The organism is Nocardia sp. CNS-044, assembly GCF_059570515.1.
In genome coordinates, this window is sequence record NZ_JCANSX010000005.1 from 148,382 (window position 1) to 168,138 (window position 19,757).

General features: G+C 69.7%; 15 protein-coding genes. 6 read left to right on the forward strand and 9 right to left on the reverse strand.

Features of this window, described 5'->3' with window-relative positions; all coding sequences use genetic code 11:
- Positions 1-3: 3 nt before the first annotated feature.
- A complete protein-coding gene (locus T333_RS01740) occupies positions 4-300 on the reverse strand; it encodes a hypothetical protein (protein WP_357252915.1) in 297 nt (98 codons plus the stop codon).
- A gap of 243 nt (positions 301-543) precedes the next feature.
- Here T333_RS01740 and T333_RS01745 point away from each other — a divergent pair, with 243 nt between their 5' ends.
- Positions 544-1,989: an aldehyde dehydrogenase gene (locus T333_RS01745; protein WP_496423497.1), complete on the forward strand. Its 1,446-nt coding sequence runs from the start codon at positions 544-546 to the stop codon at positions 1,987-1,989.
- Between the two features lie 71 nt (positions 1,990-2,060).
- Here the strand turns inward: T333_RS01745 and T333_RS01750 are convergent, their stop codons facing one another.
- On the reverse strand, positions 2,061-2,264 hold the full coding sequence (locus tag T333_RS01750; protein ID WP_354998491.1) for a hypothetical protein: 204 nt from the start codon (positions 2,262-2,264) through the stop codon (positions 2,061-2,063).
- A 186-nt stretch (positions 2,265-2,450) separates the two neighbouring features.
- Positions 2,451-3,404, reverse strand: coding sequence for a GlxA family transcriptional regulator (locus T333_RS01755; protein WP_496423498.1), 954 nt, complete (start codon positions 3,402-3,404; stop codon positions 2,451-2,453).
- A gap of 142 nt (positions 3,405-3,546) precedes the next feature.
- Here T333_RS01755 and T333_RS01760 point away from each other — a divergent pair, with 142 nt between their 5' ends.
- On the forward strand, positions 3,547-4,281 hold the full coding sequence (locus T333_RS01760; RefSeq protein ID WP_357253158.1) for an HD domain-containing protein: 735 nt from the start codon (positions 3,547-3,549) through the stop codon (positions 4,279-4,281).
- Between the two features lie 88 nt (positions 4,282-4,369).
- Here the strand turns inward: T333_RS01760 and T333_RS01765 are convergent, their stop codons facing one another.
- The 4 genes from T333_RS01765 to T333_RS01780 form a co-directional block, all read right to left on the reverse strand.
- Positions 4,370-6,202, reverse strand: coding sequence for a phosphoenolpyruvate carboxykinase (GTP) (locus T333_RS01765; RefSeq protein ID WP_357252907.1), 1,833 nt, complete (start codon positions 6,200-6,202; stop codon positions 4,370-4,372).
- A gap of 243 nt (positions 6,203-6,445) precedes the next feature.
- Positions 6,446-7,972, reverse strand: a complete 1,527-nt coding sequence (locus tag T333_RS01770; RefSeq protein ID WP_496423499.1) for a hypothetical protein — start codon at positions 7,970-7,972, stop codon at positions 6,446-6,448.
- The gene (locus tag T333_RS01775) at positions 7,959-9,098 is read right to left on the reverse strand and encodes a hypothetical protein (protein ID WP_357252901.1); all 1,140 of its coding nucleotides are present in this window, start codon (positions 9,096-9,098) and stop codon (positions 7,959-7,961) included. Before T333_RS01775 ends, T333_RS01770 begins: the two co-directional genes overlap by 14 nt.
- Positions 9,099-9,172: 74 nt before the next feature.
- Complete coding sequence (locus T333_RS01780; RefSeq protein ID WP_354998486.1) at positions 9,173-9,955, reverse strand: SDR family oxidoreductase; 783 nt, start codon at positions 9,953-9,955, stop codon at positions 9,173-9,175.
- Between the two features lie 147 nt (positions 9,956-10,102).
- On the opposite strand from T333_RS01780, the gene T333_RS01785 reads away from it, so the two are divergent.
- The 4 genes from T333_RS01785 to T333_RS01800 all read left to right on the forward strand — a co-directional run bounded on the left by T333_RS01785 (position 10,103) and on the right by T333_RS01800 (position 16,793).
- Positions 10,103-11,485, forward strand: coding sequence for a lipase family protein (locus T333_RS01785; RefSeq protein ID WP_354998485.1), 1,383 nt, complete (start codon positions 10,103-10,105; stop codon positions 11,483-11,485).
- Positions 11,486-11,544: 59 nt separating this feature from the next.
- Positions 11,545-12,354 carry a tRNA (guanosine(46)-N7)-methyltransferase TrmB gene (trmB, locus tag T333_RS01790; protein ID WP_357252897.1) on the forward strand — a complete coding sequence of 270 codons (810 nt, stop codon included), beginning with the start codon at positions 11,545-11,547 and terminating at the stop codon, positions 12,352-12,354.
- Between the two features lie 186 nt (positions 12,355-12,540).
- The gene (locus tag T333_RS01795) at positions 12,541-13,269 is read left to right on the forward strand and encodes an NYN domain-containing protein (RefSeq protein WP_354998483.1); all 729 of its coding nucleotides are present in this window, start codon (positions 12,541-12,543) and stop codon (positions 13,267-13,269) included.
- A complete protein-coding gene (locus T333_RS01800; protein WP_496424114.1) occupies positions 13,269-16,793 on the forward strand; it encodes an MMPL family transporter in 3,525 nt (1,174 codons plus the stop codon). Before T333_RS01795 ends, T333_RS01800 begins: the two co-directional genes overlap by 1 nt.
- A gap of 127 nt (positions 16,794-16,920) precedes the next feature.
- Here T333_RS01800 and T333_RS01805 read toward each other — a convergent pair whose 3' ends face one another.
- Together T333_RS01805 and T333_RS01810 are read right to left on the reverse strand one after the other, a co-directional pair.
- A complete protein-coding gene (locus T333_RS01805) occupies positions 16,921-18,552 on the reverse strand; it encodes a DUF2339 domain-containing protein (RefSeq protein WP_496423500.1) in 1,632 nt (543 codons plus the stop codon).
- 742 nt (positions 18,553-19,294) lie between these two features.
- The gene (locus T333_RS01810) at positions 19,295-19,756 is read right to left on the reverse strand and encodes a hypothetical protein (RefSeq protein WP_354998480.1); all 462 of its coding nucleotides are present in this window, start codon (positions 19,754-19,756) and stop codon (positions 19,295-19,297) included.
- Between the last annotated feature and the right edge of the window lies 1 nt (position 19,757).

The following is a 19,757-nucleotide window of genomic DNA, read 5'->3' on the forward strand; positions in this document are numbered from 1 at the left end:
CGACTACTGCTTCGCGAGCCAACCGCGGCGCCAGCGACGGCCACACGGCCCGTCCTGCTCCCACGGCGATTCCTGAATGGCCAGCCCGACCGTCTCCAGGGTGGTCAAGCCGACCTGATCGGCGAGGATTCCGACGACGGCGACCGCCTCCGCGGCCTGCATCGCCGCCGTGGCCTGCTCGATCGTCAGCGTGCGCCCCGGTAGAAAGGACACCACCCAACCGCCCGAGCCGACACTCTTCGCCTGGTGTTCGGTCTGATCGCTGGTCATCAACGACCGGCCGATCACTTGCACCGCCATGACACGTTCACCCCAATTACGGTCTCGGATCAATGCCTGCTCGGCCGAAGCCGGTTCGGCCGGAAAACGCGGGAGGGAGCTGGTGAGTAGCTACAGCATCCACTGTCCAGCAACAGAACGCAATAGTGCGTTCTCGGCTAAAGCGAACCGACGGGTTGGAATTCGAGCAGGTCAGAGGGGTGCGCCGGGAATAAACTGAAACAGGTTACAGACAAGCGGGCGACAAAATTGTAACGTGTTCTCATGCATTACGACAGCTTGTTCATCGGCGGCCGCTGGACCGCGCCAGCGGGCACCGAACGCCTTCAGGTCATCTCACCGGCCACGGTCGAGCCGGTGGGCAGCGTCCCCGTGGTGGAGCGGGCCGACGTCGACGCCGCCGTCGCCGCCGCGCGCCACGCCTTCGACCACGGACCGTGGCCCGCCACCCCGCCGCTCGAGCGCGCCGCGGTGCTCACCAGAGCCGCGCGCCTGATCGAGCAGCGTTCGGCCGATCTGCTCGCGACGCTCACCGCCGAGATGGGCGCGCCGCAGATGATCGCCATGACGCTCAACCAGATACCGGCCACCGCGGCACTGGACGCGTATGCCGCACTGGCGCAGACCTTTCCGTGGCAGGAGACGCGCGTCGGCGGCTTCGGCACCACGCGGGTCACGCGCGAACCGCGCGGCGTCGTCGCGGCCGTCACCGCGTGGAACGTGCCGCTGTTCCTCGCGGTCAACAAGCTCGCGCCCGCCCTGCTCGCGGGATGCACGGTGGTGCTCAAGCCGGCTCCGCTCACCCCGCTGACCGCCAACATGGTCGCCGACATCTTCACCGAGGCCGGTCTGCCCGAAGGCGTGCTCTCGGTGCTGCCCGCGGATGCCGAGGTCGCCGAGTACCTGGTCTCCCATCCCGGGGTCGACAAGCTCACCTTCACCGGCAGCACCGCGGTCGGCCGCAAGATCGGCGCCATCGCCACCGGACAGCTCAAGAGCGTCTCGCTGGAACTCGGCGGCAAGTCCGCGGCGATTTTGTTGCCGGACATGGATCTCGCTGCGAGCATCCCGATGCTCGCGTTCTCGGGTCTGATGAACAGCGGCCAAGGCTGTGTCGCACAGACCAGGATCCTCGCCCCGCGTAGCCGCTACGACGAGATCCTCGACGCGCTCGTCGAGCACGTGCGCACCCAGAAGACCGGCGACCCCAACGACCCGTCCGTCCAATTCGGCCCGCTCATCTCCGAGCGCCAGCGCGAACGCGTCGAGGGCTACATCGCCAAGGGCAAGGCCGAGGGCGCGCGCCTGGTGCTCGGCGGCGGACGGCCCGCCGATCTGGACCGCGGCTGGTTCGTCGAACCGACGATCTTCGCCGACGTCGACAACAAGTCGACCATCGCGCAGGAGGAGATCTTCGGCCCGGTGCTCTCGGTGATCCCCTACGAGTCGGAGGATGAGGCGATCGCCATCGCCAACGATTCGGCGTACGGCCTGGCCGGTTCGGTGTGGACCACCGACATCGAGCACGGCGCCGAGATCGCGGCGCGAGTGCGCACCGGGACCTACGCGATCAACTGGTACGCCTTCGATCCGACCTCGCCGTTCGGCGGCTACAAGAACTCCGGCCTCGGCCGCGAGAACGGTCCCGAGGGACTCGACGCGTTCTGCGAGCAGAAGTCGCTGCTGATGCCGCTCGGCTGGACCGGTTAGGCGTCCTCCGCCTGCGCTCCGGCCGGATTCGACCGGGTGACACGGGGGCGAGCCACTCGGCTCGCCCCCGGTCAGTTGTCGGGCATCACGACCCGCAACGCCGCCGTGTCCTCCGGGCCCGGCCGCATATGTTTGTCGACGACTTCGACCCGCCAGCCGGGCGGCAGCGCCTCCTGCAACCGTCCCGCGGCGCGGCGCAGTGGCGTGCTCGCCGCCGCCAACTCGACGCCGGTCACCAACGGGATTTCGGACGCGTCCCACTCCAGATCGGTCATGCTCCAACCACCTCTCACGCGTCTGTGCGTCGCTCGCCCGGGGCGCCGGGGCCGCGACGGCGATAGGGAAGTAGTTCCTCCGTTCGGCTCGCCAAAGCATCGGCGCGCCGAACGGTTGTGAAGCCGATATCGAAGTCAGGATAGGCCAGCACCGGCAAACCGCTCGCACCTGGGTGGAGCGAGCGATCAGCGGCGCAGCGAACGGCGATATCCGGCGGGTGTCGCGCCGGTCGCGGCGCGCAGATGGGTGCGCAATGCCGTGACGCTGCCGAAACCAGCTTGCGCCGCAACGACTTCCACGGGCAGATCGGTGGTCTCCAGCAATTCGCGCGCCCGCGCGGTGCGCTGCGCCTCCAGCCAGCGCCGCGGCGTCGCGCCGACCTCGGCCTTGAAGCGCCGGATGAAAGTCCGCTCACTCATCAGGGCATGTCGAGCCAGCGCCGAAACATCCGGGGCCGCAGCGAGATTCGCGGCGGCCCAGGCCAAGGTCGCGGCCAGCCCCGACGTACCGGCGCCGGAACGCCCCAGCGCGTCCGGAATATATTGCGCCTGACCACCTTCCCGGTGCGGCGGCGTCACGTTCCACCGCGCGAGTTCGGCCGCGAAGCCCGCGCCGAGTTCGCGGCGCACCAGGTGCAGGCACAGGTCGAGGCCCGCGGACAGACCTGCGGAGGTGAGCACATCGCCGTCGTCCACATACAGCGCGCCGGGGTCGAGCCGGACCGCCGGGAACAGCTCGGCGAACTCCGCGCAATACGCCCAGTGCGTGGTCGCGGGCCGCCCGTCCAGCAGGCCCGCCCCGGCCAGCACGAAGGCGCCGACGCAGATGCTCACCATGGTCGCGCCGCGCTCGGCCGCCGCCCGCAGCGCGTCGACCACCTCGGGCGACGGAGGCAGGGTCGGCAGCCCGATGCCTGGGACGATTACGATCTCGGCCTCGTCGAGCAGCTCCAAGCCGTGGTCGACGCGCAGGTCGAAGCCGTTGGGCGTCCACACCGGTCCCGGGCGCACACCGCAGGTCCGCATCTCGAAGCCGCGACCCTCCCCGGTCTTGCCGGGTCCGTGCCGGAAGGCCTGGACCGCGCAGGCGAGGTCGTAGGTCATGACGCCGTCCAAGGCGAGCGCGACCACCTGTTTCACGCCTTCAGTTTGGCATGAATCGGAGCATGGCTGTCATTCACGCCACTGGTTGCGGCATCGGACGGCCGGTTCACTGAAAGTCGTCGAGACGAAGGAGGTCGGCGTGCGTGCGCCAGCAGAAGACAACCGAGCGCCAGCGGGCATGGACTGGAACTGGGCCACGAAAACGGGTGGCGCGCTGACCGGCCGCCAGCGCCGACAGCTCACCGGCAAGCTGGCCACAGCCCTGCCGGGCATCATCGCGGGGCAGGTCCGACTCGCCCTCGGCCGCCGCGGCGCGGGCCGCGTCGATTTCACCGACCTGCGACTCCCCGACTCCCGGCTGGCCCGCGCCGCGGAAAACGAAGCGCGCGAATGCCTTACACCGCACGTCCTCGAACACTCCTACCGGAGCTACTTCTTCGGACGCGCACTCGCCGAACTCGACGGCGTCCGCTACGACGACGAACTGGCCTACGTGTCGTGCCTGCTACACGACCTCAACCTCGAACACCCCACGCCGGGACGGTGTTTCGCGGTCACGGGCGCGGAGCGCGCGGTCGGGTTCGCCGAAGGAGCAGGCGCGACACCCGAACAGGCGCAGACCATCGGCGCCGCCATCGCCGCCCACCTGACCATCGGCGTCGCCGACCGGCCGGACGACCTGGGTCTGGTCTCCGCGGGCGCGGGCGTCGACGTGCTCGGTCTGCGCATGGCCGACCTCGCCCCCGACTGGGTGGCCGAACTACTGCACCGCCATCCCCGCCACGACTTCAAGCGCCACATGATCGCGGCACTGCGTGCCGAGGCAACCGCCGTTCCCGACGGCCGCGCCAAATGGCTGCTCTCCGTAGCCCAATTCGCGCCACTGATCCGGCTGGCACCGTTCCCGGAGTAGTAGGTTCGCACCGAGCAGGCACAATCGCCCGCGCCGAAAAACGCGATCGCCCGCACCGAAAAACGGTGCGGGCGATCGCGAAAGAGAATCAGCCCAGGCGCTGCTTGAGCGCCTCGAACTCGTCGCGCACGCCCGAAGGCAGCTTGTCGCCGACGAACTCGAACCACTCCTCGATCAGCGGGATCTCCTTGCGCCACTCCTCGGCGCTCACCGCGAGCGCCTCGTCGACGTCGGCGGGATCCACGTCCAGGCCGTCCAGATCCATCTGCGCCGCGGTCGGCACGTGGCCGATGGCGGTCTCCTCGGCCTGCGCGGAACCCTCGATCCGGCCGATGATCCACTCCAGCACGCGGGAGTTCTCACCGAAGCCGGGCCACAGGAAGCGGCCGTCGGCGCCGCGACGGAACCAGTTGACGTAGAAGATCTTCGGCAGCTTGGCCGCGTCGGCGTTCTTGCCGACGTTGATCCAGTGGCCCAGGTAGTCGCCCACGTGGTAGCCCATGAACGGCAGCATGGCCATCGGGTCGCGGCGCACGGTGCCGACCTTGCCCTCGGCCGCGGCGGTCTGCTCGGAGGAGAGCGTCGCGCCCATGAACACGCCGTGCTGCCAGTCGAAGGACTCGGTGACCAGCGGGACGGTGGTCTTGCGGCGGCCGCCGAACAGGATCGCCGAGATCGGCACACCCTGCGGGTCGTCCCACTCGGGGGCCAGGATCGGGCACTGCGACATCGGGGTGCAGTAGCGCGAGTTCGGGTGGGCGGCCAGCGTCTCCGTCTCGCGGTGGTACCAGTCGTTGCCCTTCCAGTCGATCAGGTGATCGGGCTCGCCTTCCAGGCCCTCCCACCAGACATCGTTGTGGTCGGTGAGCGCGACGTTGGTGTAGACGGTGTTGCCCGCCTCGATGGTCGCCATCGCGTTCGGGTTCGACTGGCGGTTGGTGCCCGGCGCGACGCCGAAGAAGCCGAACTCCGGGTTGACCGCGTACAGGCGGCCGTCCTTGCCGAAACGCATCCAGGCGATGTCGTCGCCGAGGGTCTCCGCGCGCCAGCCGGGAACGGTCGGCTGGATCATCGCGAGGTTGGTCTTACCGCAGGCGCTGGGGAACGCCGCGGCGATGTAGTAGGCCTTGTTCTCCGGGGAGATCAGCTTGAGGATCAGCATGTGCTCGGCCAGCCAGCCCTCGTCGTGCGCCATGGCCGAGGCGATGCGCAGCGAGTAGCACTTCTTGCCTAGCAGCGCGTTGCCACCGTAGCCGGAGCCGTAGGACCAGATCTCGCGGTCCTCGGGGAAGTGGGTGATGTACTTGGTGTCGTTGCACGGCCACGGCACGTCTTCCTGGCCCTCGGCCAGCGGCGCGCCGACGGAGTGCAGGGCCTTGACGAACGGCTTGTCGGCGCCCAGCTTCTCCAGGGCGGCGGTGCCCATGCGGGTCATCACGCGCATCGACACGACGACGTACTCGGAGTCGGTGAGCTCCACGCCCAGCTTGGGGTCCTCGGCGCCGAGCGGGCCCATGCAGAACGGCACCACGTACATGGTGCGGCCCTTCATCGAGCCGCGGTACAGCTCGGTCATGGTGGCGCGCATCTCGGTGGGGTCGACCCAGTTGTTCGTCGGGCCCGCGTCGGCCTCGGTCTTGGAACAGATGTAGGTGCGGGACTCGACCCTGGCCACATCCGTCGGGTCGGAGAGGGCGAGGAAGGAGTTCGGCTTCTTCTTCTCGTCCAGCTTCTTGAAGGTGCCTGCGGCCACGAGCTGGTCGGTCAGCCGTTCCCACTCCTCATCGGAACCGTCCGCCCAGACCACGCGGTCCGGCTGAGTGAGTTCGGCGACTTCTTGTACCCAGGCGAGTAGTTCGCTGTGCTCGGTCGGCGCCTGGCCGTCGGATCCACGAAGACCAGGAATGGTCGCTGAGGTCATGAAAACTCTCCTGAGATGGGCGGCGGTTCCGATGCTTCGCCGCCTGGCCCAAGGCCCATGACCAGCGCGAACACACCGAGTGCCACCGTTGGCGGGAAGGCAACCCGCTACGACCAGTCGAAAGCGCGCCCCGGCTGGACGGCGGACGAGGACGAAGCGGACGCCCAGGTTCCTGCTTAGAGGTTAACGCGGTGTGACGATCGGTACGGAATCGGGTTCCTAACTAACTACCCATTCGGTTGCCTATTCAACAGGCACGATGTGCCGATCGAGGATGGTGATATCGCGTTCACAGGCCGCCAGCTGGCCCGGCTGCTCGGCCGCGGCGCGCCGAATCCGCGCCTCGAGTTCGGCCACCCGGCGGTCGGTCTCGACGATCCGCGCGGCGCTCGCGCGCACCACGCGATCGGCCAGTTCGGTCTCCGCCTCCACCAGCGCGGTCGCCACCCGCTGTTCTAGCTGGGCTTTTACGTTGACGAGCGCGTCGGCGACCCACTGCCGCACGTGCGCGCGGTCGGCGACCTGCCGTCGCGCCCGCACCACCCACCAGGCGACGAGCGCGCCGAGCAGCAAGGTGACGGGGATGCTCGTCACATCCAGCGCCGGGACCAGCGACAGCGGCGCGACGAGCAGCCTGCCGAGGCCGACGCCCGCCGAAGCACCCAGCGCGATCATGAGGTGATCTTCGACACCCCGGTGCCTCGGCTCCGGGTCGGGGCCGACCCGCGGCGCCGGGTCCCGCCTGCGGTGCGGCGAGAGGTCGGCGCGGCCCGCGCCGTCCAGCCGGTGCGCCAGCTCGGCGAGCCGGTGCTCGATGCTCGCGTCCACCGCGCCGGTCAGCTCGGTCACGGACTGTTGCAGCCGGTCGGGGTAGTCGCCGAGTTCGGCGGGACGCAGCCGGTCCAGCTCGGTGCGCGCGGCGGTGTGCAGCGCCCTGACGTGTCCGCCGACCTCGGTCATCAGGTCGACCCGCGCGAGGTGCAGCTGGCCGCGCAACGTCGACATGGCCGTGGCACGGCCGCCGTCGCGGCCCGCGAGCAGCGTGGCGCGCTCCTCGCGCCAGCGCGCCGGTTCCGCGCCCGAGCGCAGTGCGGCGACCTGCTCGACGACCCGCTTCCTGGTGTCGGTGAGCACCCGGGCGAGCACGGCGCTCAGCCGCTCGCCGCCGGACGCCTCCGCGCCGGCCGCCGCGGCGGTCAGCTCGGCGTGCAGCGCGGTCAGCCCGGAGCGGTCGATCAGTCCGGCGTCGCCGCCGGCGCGTCCGGCGACCGCGAGGCGCGCCGAGACCGGGAGGATGTCGAGATCGTCGAAGCCCTGCCCGGCGAGCAGTTCGAGATTGTGCGAACGCACCGTGCGCCAGTCCTGGTAGGCGTGCACGCCGTTCATGACGAGCAGGATCTTGGTGCCGTCGGCCCGCAGGCCCCGCACGACGTCGAGGGTGTCGGTGCCGAGGCTGGTGCCCGCGTCGAGCAGGATCAGCGCCACGCCCGATGGCGCGCCGCCCGCGGGGGCGGTGGATTCGACGGCCGCGTTCGCGTCGGTCATGGGATCGGTGAGATCGATGCGGGGTTCGAAACGCGCCAGCTCAGTGCGCAAGAGGGTGGTGTTGGCGTCGTCGGGTCCGATCAGAGCGACCGTCGAGGCGGTTCCCGCGCCCCGCACCGCCTTCAGCAGCGCCATGCCCTGCGGGTTCCAGCGCGCGACCACCGCCTCCACGTCCGACGACAGCGGTTCCGGCGGAGCCGGATCCGGTCGATCAGAGTCCGGCACTGCTCATTCGCTCCCATAGTCGGATGTATCCGTTGTGCACCCGCAGCGCCGAGCGGCGCGCCACCGGCGGCATGTCGCTGGCGACCACGGCGCGCCAGCGGGCCGCCCTGTTCAGCGCGTCGTCGGCGTCGGCGGGCGCGGGCGACGGGTAACCCGCGGCGAGGTGCGCGACCGAGGGATTCGCCAGCCCGGCGCACAAGGCCAGCCACATCGCGTCGTCGCCGTAGAGGTAGTCCTCGAGGATGTCCCTCGCCGGTCCGGCCTCGCCGGGGACCGCGCGGGCGGCCAGCCGGGCCAGCTCGTCGAGCAGCTCGCCGCCGCGCAACGCGGAGACCTGTTCGTAGCGGCGGTGCAGCAGCCGGTGCAGCGCGTCGATGCCGCTCGCGGCGTGCAGCAGTTGCAGGATCGCGTGCGGGCTCAGCTCGGGATCGTGACGCAGGGCGCTCAGCGCGCAGGTGACGCCGTAGAGCTCCCAGCGATGCAGCAACTGCTCGCGTTCGGCGACGTCGGGGCCCGCGGTCGGCGAGACGAACAGGTCCGGCGAGAGCGTCAAGGCGGGGTCCGCGTCGGCGGCGAGCCTGCGCAACGTCGCCATGTCGGCGTCGGTGACGGCGCCCGCCCTCGTGCGCACCGCGAGCGCGGCGACCACCGGCAGCGTGAGAATGCCCAGCTCCCTGGTGTACTGGTCGGCGGCGGCCACCGCGTCGCCCCAGCGCGAGCCGATCGCGTCGGCCTTGTTCAACACCACCACGGTGCGCTCGGGCGGCAGCTCGGCGAGCACCCGGCGATCGGCCGGCAGCGGCGCGCCCGCGAGCACGTAGACGACGATGTCGGCGTCGAGCACCGGATCGGGCGCGCCCGGCTCGTCCACCGGACCGGTCTCCGCCGCCGACATCAGCGCGAGCGCTTGCAGCACCGTGGTCCGGCCCGCGTGCGCGCGCCCGGTCACCTGGATGCGCGGTGGCCTGCGCCAGGCGTTGACGGCACTGTTGGCGTGATGACCGATCGCGGCGGCCCGGCCGCCCACCGACTGCAGATCGACGAGAAGCCGATCCAGCTGGTCCTGTTCGCGCGTGGGAACTCCCCGCTCACGCATCTGCCCGTTGAATTCGGTGGCCGTCGGCATGGCTGCACACCCCCTTGTCGACGCGCAATTCTGTCAGACATACGCGGTTCTGTCAGATACAGCGCCGCTAGCGGTCAGGAGCCTGCGAAGTATTTGTTGGCCGCGCGAACCGCCCAGCTCGGGGCATACTTCGCCGCGGCGGCGAGCAGCTTCGCCTGGGTACCGATCTCGTAGTGCACCCTGGGCAGCCGCGGACGTTTGCTCGTCGCCTCCCAGATGCCGTCGGCGACGTCGTCGGCGGTCAGCCGCACGCCGAGCGACTTCGTCGTCCCGGTGCTCATGCCGTCCACCATCGCCGTCGCCACGAACAGCGGCCAGACCGCGATCACCCGGATGTCGTGCCGCGACCATTCGAGATCCAATGCCTCCGTGAGGCTTTTGACCGCCGACTTGGTCGCGCCGTAGCTGGCGAGTTCGGGCTGACCGTAGATCGCCGACGCCGAGCAGAGATTCACCACCTGGGCGCCCCTGGTGTCGCGCAGGTACGGAAAGGCGTGGTGCATGCCCGCCAGCACGCCACCCAGGTTCACGTCCATGATCGTCTGATGGGTGCCGAGGTCGATGTCCTCGAAACGGCCCGCGCGCAGGATGCCCGCGTTGTTGATCAGGATGTCCAGCCTGCCCGTCGCCTCGTGGAACTCGGCGAGCCGCTCGGTCCAGTGCGTGTTGTTCGTCACATCCAGCACCCCGGTGCGCACCCTGCCACCTGCGGCGTTGATGTCCGAGGCGAGCCGGGAGAGTCCGACCTCGTCGATGTCGTAGGCCCCGACGTGGTACCCGTGCCCAGCGAAAAGCAGTGCCGTGGCCCGGCCGATACCGGCCGCCGCACCGGTGATGAACACGGTCGGTGAACTCATGACGGCAGTCTAGTGCCGCCGTCGACCCCTGTTACCAGGGTTCACACAGATGGCGGGCGTCACTTACTCTGCACTTGTGGTCGGCACCATAGTCGGTGCGCAGCTTCGCTTTTCGAGCGGGTGCGACGGCCCGTCGAGGAGGTTGCGATGACCGTCGACGCCATCGGTGTTGTCGACAGCGAAACGGGGCCCGTCGGCCACCGGTCGACCCGCGGCGCGCAGGCGCTGCTGCCCGGCGACAAGCCGCTGTTGCCGAGCGCGGACCCGTTCTACCGGGCGCCGCGCGGATTCGCCTCTCGGCCACCGGGGACCATCCTGCGTAGTCGCGCCATCGACCTCGCCCTTTTCGGTCTTGTGCCACAACAGGTTTCGGCTTGGCAGTTGCTCTACCGCAGCAACGATCTGCACGGTTCGCCCGAGGTGGCGGTGACCACCGTGCTGCTGCCCGACGGCGCCGACCCGTCCGAGGACCGTCCGCTGCTCGCCTTTCAGACCGCCATGGACGCGGTCACCGAGAAGTGTTCGCCGTCCTACGCGTTGCGCCGCGGCTCCCGCGCGATCGGCGCGGTCACCCAGCTGGAGTGGCTGCTGGTCGCCAACGCGCTGCGCCGCGGCTGGGCGGTCTCGATCGCCGACCACGAGGGACCGCACGGCAACTTCGGCGCGCCGCGCGAACCCGGCTATCGCGTGCTCGACGGCCTCCGCGCGGCGCTGCACTTCGCACCGCTCGGCCTGCACGGCGACACCCCGATCGGCGTCTGGGGCTACTCCGGGGGCGGTATGGCCAGCTCCTGGGTGGTGGAGATGGCGCCGACCTACGCGCCGGAGCTGAACATCGCGGGCGCGGTGCTCGGCGCGCCGGTCGGCGATCCCGAGCAGGTGTTCACCCGGCTCAACGGCGGCCACTTCGCGGGTCTGCCCGCCATCGTCATCGCCGCGCTGCACCGGCTCTACCCGGCCCTCGGCGCGGTGATCGACGAGGAACTCACCGACGAAGGGCTCCGTTTCGTCGCCACGGCCGAGACCTCGACGCCGCTGGGCGCGATCCTCGCGCTCGCGGGCAAGAAGATGGACGACTTCCTGCGGCGCCCGCTCGCGGAAATCCTCGCGGCGCCCGCGTTCCAAGACATGTTCGACGACCTGCGCCTCGGCAACTCCACCCCCACCTGCCCGCTGCTGGTGCTGCAACCCGTGCACGACCAGGTCATCCACATGGACGGCGTGGACGGTCAGGTCGCCCGCTACCGCAAGGGCGGCGCGAAGGTCACCTACGTGCGCGACCGGCTCAGCGAGCACTTCTCCATGCTGCCGATGGCCACCCCGATCAGCCTGGCCTGGCTCGCGGACCGGCTGGCGGGCGAGCCGCCGACGGGTGATTCCGACACCACCGTGTGGTCGGTGCTCGCCTCCCCGACCGGCCTGCGTGGACTGCTGGAAATGGCGAGCACAACGGTGAAGGTCGTGCTCGGGCGGCCACTGCGGCAGGAGACCCCCACCGCACCGAGGATCGTCGCCGAAGTCGCGGCCTGACCTCGCGATGACCGCGCGGCCGGGGTTCGATTGCCGTGCTGTTCGCCGGATGCTGGACAATGGACGCCGTGAACGACGCCGCCAACCACACTGTCGAGTCGGTTCCGGGCAGGCCGTCCACAGCGTCGGCCCCGCTCGAAGCAGGCAGACGATCGCCGACCGGCTCCCGCCTGTACCCGCGGGTGACGAGCTTCCGCTCGCGCCGGGGCGCGCTGACCCCGAACCAGCAGGGCGCCTGGGATCGCATGTGGCCGAAGATCGGCCGCGAGGTCTCCGACGCGCCGCTGGACGCCGCCGCCTGGTTCGGACGGGAGGCCCCGCTCGTCATCGAGATCGGCTGTGGCACAGGGACTGCCACCGCCGAGATGGCGCAGGCCGAGCCGCACCTGAACCTGATCGGGATCGAGGTGTACCAGCCGGGTCTGGCCCAGCTGGTGCAGCGCATCGAACGCGAGGGCATCGACAACATCCGATTGCTGCGCGGCGACGCCGTCGACGTGCTCGAGCACATGATTGCTGAGCAGTCGCTGACCGGCGTCCGCGTGTTCTTCCCCGATCCGTGGCCGAAGGCGAGACATCACAAGCGGCGCCTGCTGCAGCCCGCCACCCTCGCGCTCATCGCGAGCAGGCTCCGACCGGGCGGTGTGTTGCATGTCGCGACCGACCACGCGGGTTACGCGGAACACATCGCCGAAGTCGGCGCCGCGGAACCGCTGCTCATCGGCCTCAACGAGGTCACGGGCGGTGTCAGCGCGGACAACAGGGCCACCGCTCCGATCGGCTTCGACCGCCCCGTCACCAAGTTCGAAGGCAAGGCACATCGAGCGGGAAGCGCCATCACCGAGTTCATATGGGGCAAGATCGAATGATGAGCGAGCGCAGCGAGCGACCCATTAGCTCAGTCGTCACGGCGATCCCGGTACGAAGCCTCCCGGAGGTATCGGGCAGGCCGGAGCCGAGAGTCGGCGAGGCGGAGGCATGAGCGAACGCAGTGAGCGAATCATGTGCCAGCGCGCCTCGCGCATGCCGGAGCCGAGCGCTAGCGAGGTGGAGGCATGAGCGTGAGTGAGATGGCCCACGAGGTGGTCGACATGTCCGCCGAGGTCGGCGGCGCCGGATCGGAAGGTCTCGGCGGCGCCGCGCCGGATGTACGCCGGGTTCTGCTCGTCTGGGACGCGCCCAATCTCGACATGGGTCTCGGCGCGATCCTCGGCGGTCGCCCGACCGCCGCGTACCGCCCGCGGTTCGACGCGCTCGGCCGCTGGCTCCTAGCGCGGACAGCCGAGCTATCGGTCGGCAGTTCGACCAGGGTCGAGCCCGAGGCCACCGTCTTCACCAACATCGCGCCCGGCACCGCCGACGTGGTGCGCCCGTGGGTGGAGGCGCTGCGCAACGTCGGCTACGCCGTGTTCGCCAAGCCGAAGGTCGACGAGGACTCCGATGTCGACGCGGACATGCTCGCGCACATCGAATTGCGCAGCCGCGGCGCGGGACTGGCCGGCATCATGGTCGCCTCCGCGGACGGCCAGGCTTTCCGCGAACCGCTCGAACGGTTGGCCGCGCGCGGAATTCCCGTTCAGGTGTTGGGGTTCCGCGAGCACGCGAGTTGGGCCGTAACATCCGATACGCTCGAATTCATAGATTTAGAGGACATCCCTGGCGTGTTCCGTGAACCGCTGCCAAGGGTGAGCCTCGATTCGCTGCCCGACGAGGGCGCTTGGCTGCAGCCGTTCCGGCCGCTGTCGGCGCTGCTCACCTCTCGCCCCGCCCAAGGAGTCGCTTAGTGTTCACACGCTGGGGCGATCTGGTCTACCGGCTGCGCTGGGCCGTCATCGGCATGGTCTGCGCGGCCCTCCTGGCATTGGGAGGCTACGGCCTAGGCCTGGAACACCACCTCAGCTCCAGCGGATGGGACGACCCGACCTCGGAATCCGCGCAGGCCGCGCGGATCTCCGACGGGGCTTTCGGGCGCGATCACAACAGCGACGTGATCCTGCTCTACACCGCTCCCGACGGCAAGACGATCGATGACCCGCAGTTCCGCGACAAGATCGTCGACAGCCTCAACCGGCTGCCGAAGGAACACCCGAACGAGATCGCCAAGGTCAACGGCGCCTACTGGCAGACGGAGACCGGACCTGGCGTTCCGCTGACCTTCGGTTCGAAAGACAAGAAGTACACCTTCGCCTCCGTCGCCATCGTCGGCGACAACGACACCGACATGGTGCGCAACTACCGGAAAGTGAAGGACGTCTTCTATATCGAGGGCGTCGACGTGCAGGTCACCGGCCTGCAAGCGGTATCGGGCACGCTGAACGACACCATGGCCGCCGACCAGAAGCGCATGGAGATGCTCGCCATCCCGGCGGTCGCGGTGCTGCTGTTCTTCATCTTCGGTGGTCTCGTCGCGGCGGGTCTGCCGCTGGTCGTCGGCGGTCTGACGGTGATCGGTGCCAACGGCATCATCATGTTCCTGACGAAGTTCACCGAGGTGAACTCGTTCGTCTCCGGCGTCGTCTCGATGATCGGCCTCGGCCTCGCCATCGACTACGGCCTGTTCATCGTCAGTCGTTTCCGTGAGGAACTGGCCGAGGGCTACGACACCCGCGCGGCCGTCCGGCGCTCGGTGATGACGGCGGGCCGCACGGTCGTGTTCTCCGCGACCATGATCATCGCCAGCCTCGGCGGCATGCTGCTGTTCCCGCAGGGCTTCCTGAAATCGGTCGCCTACGGCACCATCGCGACCGTCTCGCTGGCCGCGCTGACCGCGATCACCATCCTGCCCGCCATGCTCGGCGTGCTCGGCAAGCGCGTGGACATGCTCGGCTTCAAGCGCTTCCGCAAGACCAAGACCGCGGAGGAAGTCGAGAACGGCTTCTGGGGCAAGACCACGCAGTGGGTGATGAAGCACCCGCTCAAGATCGCCGTGCCGATCTGCATCGGTCTGCTGCTGCTCATCATTCCGGTGAAGAACCTGGCCTTCGGCGGCATCAACGAGCGATACCTGCCGCCGGACAACAAGACCCGCGTGGCTCTGGAGAACTTCTACGAGGTCTTCCCGCTGCGCAAGACCGATCCGGTGCAGCTGGTGATGGTCTCCGACGACAGCGCCGCGGTCGGCAAGGTGTGGAAGCAAGCGAGCGAAGCGCCCGGCCTCACGGGCAAATTCGAGGTGCCCAGCCGATCCACCAGTGATCCCGACGTCTACCGGACGAGCGCGACGCTGGAGGATTCGGAGAACGCCGATCCGACCATCGAGTACCTGCGCTCGATGGAGATGCCCGACAACGTCCAGCTCTACGTCGGCGGGCAGCCCGCCATCCAGAAGGACAGCATCGACGCGCTGCTCGACCGCATGCCGTTGATGATCGCGCTGGTCATCTTCGTGACCACGCTGCTGATGTTCCTGACCTTCGGCTCGCTGGTGCTGCCGATCAAGGCCGCGCTCATGAGCGCGCTCGGCCTCGGCTCCACGCTGGGCATCCTGACCTGGATCTTCGTCGACGGTCACGGCGCCAGCCTGCTGAACTTCACGCCGCAGCCGATCATGTCGCCGGTGCTGGTGCTGATCATCGCGGTGATCTACGGCCTGTCCACCGACTACGAGGTATTCCTGCTCTCGCGGATGGTCGAGGCGCGCACCCAGGGCGCGTCCACCACCGAGGCGGTCCGCGCGGGCACCGCGCACACCGGACGCATCATCACCGCCGCTGCGCTGATCCTGCTCGTCGTCGTCGGCGCGTTCGCGTTCTCCGATCTGGTGATGATGCAGTACATCGCCTACGGCCTGATCGCGGCGCTGTTCATCGACGCGACCATCCTGCGCATGCTGCTGGTGCCCGCCACCATGAAGCTGCTCGGCGACGACTGCTGGTGGGCCCCGGCCTGGATGAAGCGCATTCAGGAGAAGATCGGCCTCGGGGAGCCGATTCTGGACGACGAGCGGCCGGGCGGCGGCGAGGTCGTCGACCTGGTGAAGACCACGCCGATCACCGATCCCGTGACGATGCAGATGCCCGCGGTGTCGGAGGGGAAGCAGCCGCGTACGCCGCGGCGGGTGCGGACGATCGAGGAGATCGAGGCGGAGGCGCCTACGCAGAGTATCGATTCGATTCCGGTCGCGAAGAAGGGTTCGGCCGGTAGTTCGGTCGCGCCACGTGCCACGACTTCCGGGGCGCATTCCGCGCCTGGTGCACCTCGGTCCGCGACTTCCGGAGCGGCCGGTGCCTCGATTCCCGGAGGGCAGTCGGTGACGCCGCGCGCTGGGACTTCCGGTGCCCCGGATGCCACCACCCCTGGCGCACAGCCGGGTTCGGCCGCGGTGCCAGGAGCCGCATCTCCCGCAGCGCAGCCGGGTACGCCCCGGCCTCGGACGTTCGGTGCGTACTCCGCCGAGTCCGCCACGCCTGGCGCCACACCCACTGGCGCACAGTCCGGTTCGGCCGCCGAGCCGGGCACTGGATCTCCAGGGGCGCAGCCAGCTGGAGCGCAGCAGGCTACGTCCGGGACGCCCCGGCCCAGGACTTTCGGCGCATTCTCGGCCGATTCCGCCACGCCGGGTGCCACAACCCCTGGCACACAGTCGGGTTCGCCTGCCGCGCCGGGTAGCGGGATCCCTGGGGCGCAGACAGGGTCGGCCGTTCCGCGTTCCGGAACCTATGGGGCACATGCGGTTTCGCCGACCACGCCGGACGCCACCGCTCTTGGAGCGCATTCGGCCTCGCCAGCTCCGGACGCCGAGACTCCTGAGACGCAGGCGGGTTCGCGCGCCACACCGCGTTCCGGGGCACCGGGCCCGCACGATCCGACCCGGCCGCGCGCCAGTTCGCTCTCGGGACTGCCGGATCCGAACCCGGGCAGGTCCGCCCAACCGACGCCGACAGAGCCCCCGCGGCCGCGAGCCGTGCCGTTCGCGGCGGATCGGGCCGGGACGATCGATGACGCGACGCGACCGATCACGTCCGCGGGCGCCACGGCGCGCACCCACACGTCCGGCACGGACGCGGGCCAGCACGGTGCGAGCGCCTACGACCCGACGATCGGCGCGGCCCACTCGGCGCAGACGAACCACCACACCTCGTCCGGCACAACGGGTTCCGATCAGCCCGCCCACACCCCTGCCCACCACGCGGCGGACAACGGCGCGCCGGAGAACCCGAACGACAACCGCACCAGTATCGAGAACTGGATGGCCGAACTCCGCTCCTCCCGCCGCCGGGTCGCGGATTCGGACGAAGGCCGCCACCACAGCGGCGACGGCCGCTCGGTCAGCGTGAACGAGCTCCTCCGCCGCCACGACGAGGACTGAGCCCTCCGGGTTCGGTGCTCCCACAGAGCGCGTACACGCCTCACACAGCCGCTGGCTGTGTGAGGCGTATGAACGGTGTGTGGGATGCGCGTCCTCGTGGAGCGTGAGCGAGGGGTGGGCAGGTTGGTTAATGGGTGGGGCTTCGCGGTTCCGTTTCGGCGAAGGCTCGGGCGTAGCGGGTTCCGGTGAGTAGTAGGAGGATTCCGACTACCAGGAAGGCCGCGACTCGGATCAAGCCGTCGAGGGTGGCCAGGTCGAAGAGGAACAGTTTGGCCAGGGCGGCGGTGGTGACCAGCAGGCCGGAGCCGAGGGCGACTTTGGCGATGGCGGCGGAGCGGGAGAGGTTGCGCAGGCCGTAGAGCAGGGCGGCGGTGGCTGCCGCCATCCACAGGATGGTGGCGATGCTGTGGCCGATGACGAATCCGTCCTTCGCGCCGGTCGCGGCGCCGATCGCGACGATCGCGGCGGTTACCAGGTAAAGGGCCGCGCCGCTCGCGGCGATCCAGAGGATCGAGTCCTCCGCGCCGCCCTTCGGCGTGCCCGCCAGTCGGCGGATGGTCCAGACCGCCACCGCGACGACGGCGAGACCGATGATCGCCGCCAGTGTTGTGGAGATGGACAGGTGCTCTTCGGCGAGGCGTTGTGACGCAAGCCTTTCCGGGGTCGCGTTCGCCAGGAAGGCGAGTCCGCCGATCAGTGCGAAGGCGACGCCGAGCCCCGCGGCGACGCCGGAACGCAGCTGGCCTGCCACGCCGAGGAAGCCGAGTGCCACCAGGAGCGTCGCGATGGGGAGGGTCTGCGTGCTCGTCACGCCGACGCATGCCTCGAGCAACGCGAAGGAGCCCGCGACCGCGGCGGCGATGGCGGTGTGTCCCGGAAGCTTGGCCAGCTCACGGGTTTTCGGCAGCAGTGCCAGCGCGGCGGTCGCGAGCAATGCCAGCGCGAAGAGCCCCGCGATCAGTGCGGCGACGTGGCGGTCGAACAGCGCGGGCGCCGCGAGCAACGGAGTGGTCGAGATGGCGAAGGCCACGGTCGCGGTGATGTCATCGGCGCGGCGGCGCACCACGAGCGCGGTGCCGACCGTGCCGATCAGCGCCGTCGCGATCGCGGCGATCAGGAGCCACAGCTCGCGGGGGTGGTCGGCGGTTTCGAGGAGCGCAATGGCGATGCCGACGAGAGTGGCGATCACCGCGGGCGCGGTACGCACGACGTGCAGGAACGGCCAGTCCCGGTCGAATTGCACGGGCACGCAAGCGAGTTGCAGGGTGATCAGGAACCCGAGCAGCACCAGCTCGACGGTCACGAAGGGCGCGAGCAGCGCCGCACCCAGCACCACGAGCACCGCCAGCGGCTGCGACTTCCACTGCATCGCCAGCCCGACGCCACCGGCCGCGACCGCCAACGCCGCCGCCAAACCGAAAACCGGGTTCAACCAGTGATAAATCGCCGTCACGGCGATCACATCGAGGTAAGCGCCCGCGATACCGGTGGCCGCCAACGCGATTCCGCCGACCCGCCCACCAGCCTTACCGAAGACTCGCATCCCCGCTCCGACAAGCACAGCTGAGAAGGCGGCTCCCGCAACTACTCTCGGCACCGGTCCGAAGAATCCGGCCTGCGCCGCGAGGACCAGCAGCATCACCACACCGATCAACGTCACCGCCACACCGGCCACGGCCAGCACCCGGCTGATCACCCCGTCCCGCTGCCACCACGGAACACGCGGTTCGCGCCGCACCGGCGGCACGGGCGGTCGCATCCCAGGCGGCACCATCCCACCGCCCATCGGCATCGCACCCCGCTGCGCGCGGCCCCACTCCCGAGACGGCGCGAAACCCGGCGGCACCGCACCCGATCGGGCCGCCTCACCCGGGGGAGGCACCACGCCCGATGGCGGCACAACGCCCCAACCCTGCGACGCCGCAGCCGGGTACGCCGACCCATGGCCCGGCCAAGGGACCCCTGAAGGAACGGTCGGCGGAGGCGAAACGGGCGCACTCCCCACGGGAGCAGAGCTCGAATCGCCACCAGTGGATGCCGACGCCGACCGTCCGGCGGCGTCACCGGCCGAACTCGACCCGCCGACACCGCCTGCCGCGGTCGAGTCCGCCACGGCCGCGGAACCGAGGTCCGCCTCGGTCGAGGCCAACCCGCCTCGCGTGGATGTCGAGACAGGGCCGCGGAGTGGAGCCGGAATCGAATTCGTCCCGTCCGGCGCACCCTCGGTCGCCGGACCGACCACCGCCCCTCCCGGTGCGACCTGCTCGCCCAGCAGCGCCAGATCTCGTCCGAGCGCACCCATCCGCGTACCCAGCGCGGTGAACTCACCCGACAAGCGCGAGATCAGCGCCGGATCGATAGATGTAGTCATATCCCCATGCTCGACCCCTCATACGTACCGAGCATGAGTAGAAACCCCCGGTGACGGGCCGATATCTACCCGATTTCGCCCCGACCGACCCCCAACCGGCTGGCGGTTGGGGGCCGGTCGCGCCAGGCGGTCACGGGGTGGGCGCGGTGCGCATGCCGGTCACCTGGTGGATGGCGCCGATGACGTTCGCCCGCGGCGGCATGCGCAGCACGCCGGGCGCTGGCTCGCTCGCCCAGTGCCAGCCGAGGCGGGAGTCGGTGCTCGGCAGCAGCACGTGGCGGCCGCTGGGGATCACGGTGACCTGGTGCCCGGCCAGGCAACGCCGGACGTGCACGTCGACCGGGGTGGCGGGGCTGGGCGGAGTCACCAAAAAGGTCCAGCTGCGGTCGCCGGGCTCCGCGACCACGGGCGCGATCAAGGTCCGGTCCAGCATGGCGAGGACCTTCCTGCCGAGTTCCGGTGGCATGACGATGCCGCCGAGCAGGGTGCCGGTGGTCACCACGGGACGTCCGGCGAGCAGTTGGACCGGCAATCCGTACCGATGTCGGAGCAGGTGCGCCGCTTCGTGCGTACTGTGACAACGTTCGAACATG

Excerpts from the sequence above, each read along its gene's own strand:
- T333_RS01795 (WP_354998483.1), top strand. The coding sequence starts at position 12,541 with ATGAGCGTGAGTGAGATGGCCCACGAGGTGGTCGACATGTCCGCCGAG.
- T333_RS01765 (WP_357252907.1), bottom strand. The coding sequence starts at position 6,202 with ATGACCTCAGCGACCATTCCTGGTCTTCGTGGATCCGACGGCCAGGCG.
- T333_RS01775 (WP_357252901.1), bottom strand. The coding sequence starts at position 9,098 with ATGCCGACGGCCACCGAATTCAACGGGCAGATGCGTGAGCGGGGAGTT.
- T333_RS01745 (WP_496423497.1), top strand. The coding sequence starts at position 544 with ATGCATTACGACAGCTTGTTCATCGGCGGCCGCTGGACCGCGCCAGCG.
- T333_RS01760 (WP_357253158.1), top strand. The coding sequence starts at position 3,547 with ATGGACTGGAACTGGGCCACGAAAACGGGTGGCGCGCTGACCGGCCGC.
- T333_RS01780 (WP_354998486.1), bottom strand. The coding sequence starts at position 9,955 with ATGAGTTCACCGACCGTGTTCATCACCGGTGCGGCGGCCGGTATCGGC.
- T333_RS01785 (WP_354998485.1), top strand. The coding sequence starts at position 10,103 with ATGACCGTCGACGCCATCGGTGTTGTCGACAGCGAAACGGGGCCCGTC.
- T333_RS01750 (WP_354998491.1), bottom strand. The coding sequence starts at position 2,264 with ATGACCGATCTGGAGTGGGACGCGTCCGAAATCCCGTTGGTGACCGGC.
- T333_RS01740 (WP_357252915.1), bottom strand. The coding sequence starts at position 300 with ATGGCGGTGCAAGTGATCGGCCGGTCGTTGATGACCAGCGATCAGACC.
- T333_RS01805 (WP_496423500.1), bottom strand. The coding sequence starts at position 18,552 with ATGCGACCGCCCGTGCCGCCGGTGCGGCGCGAACCGCGTGTTCCGTGG.
- T333_RS01810 (WP_354998480.1), bottom strand. The coding sequence starts at position 19,756 with ATGTTCGAACGTTGTCACAGTACGCACGAAGCGGCGCACCTGCTCCGA.
- trmB (WP_357252897.1), top strand. The coding sequence starts at position 11,545 with ATGGACGCCGTGAACGACGCCGCCAACCACACTGTCGAGTCGGTTCCG.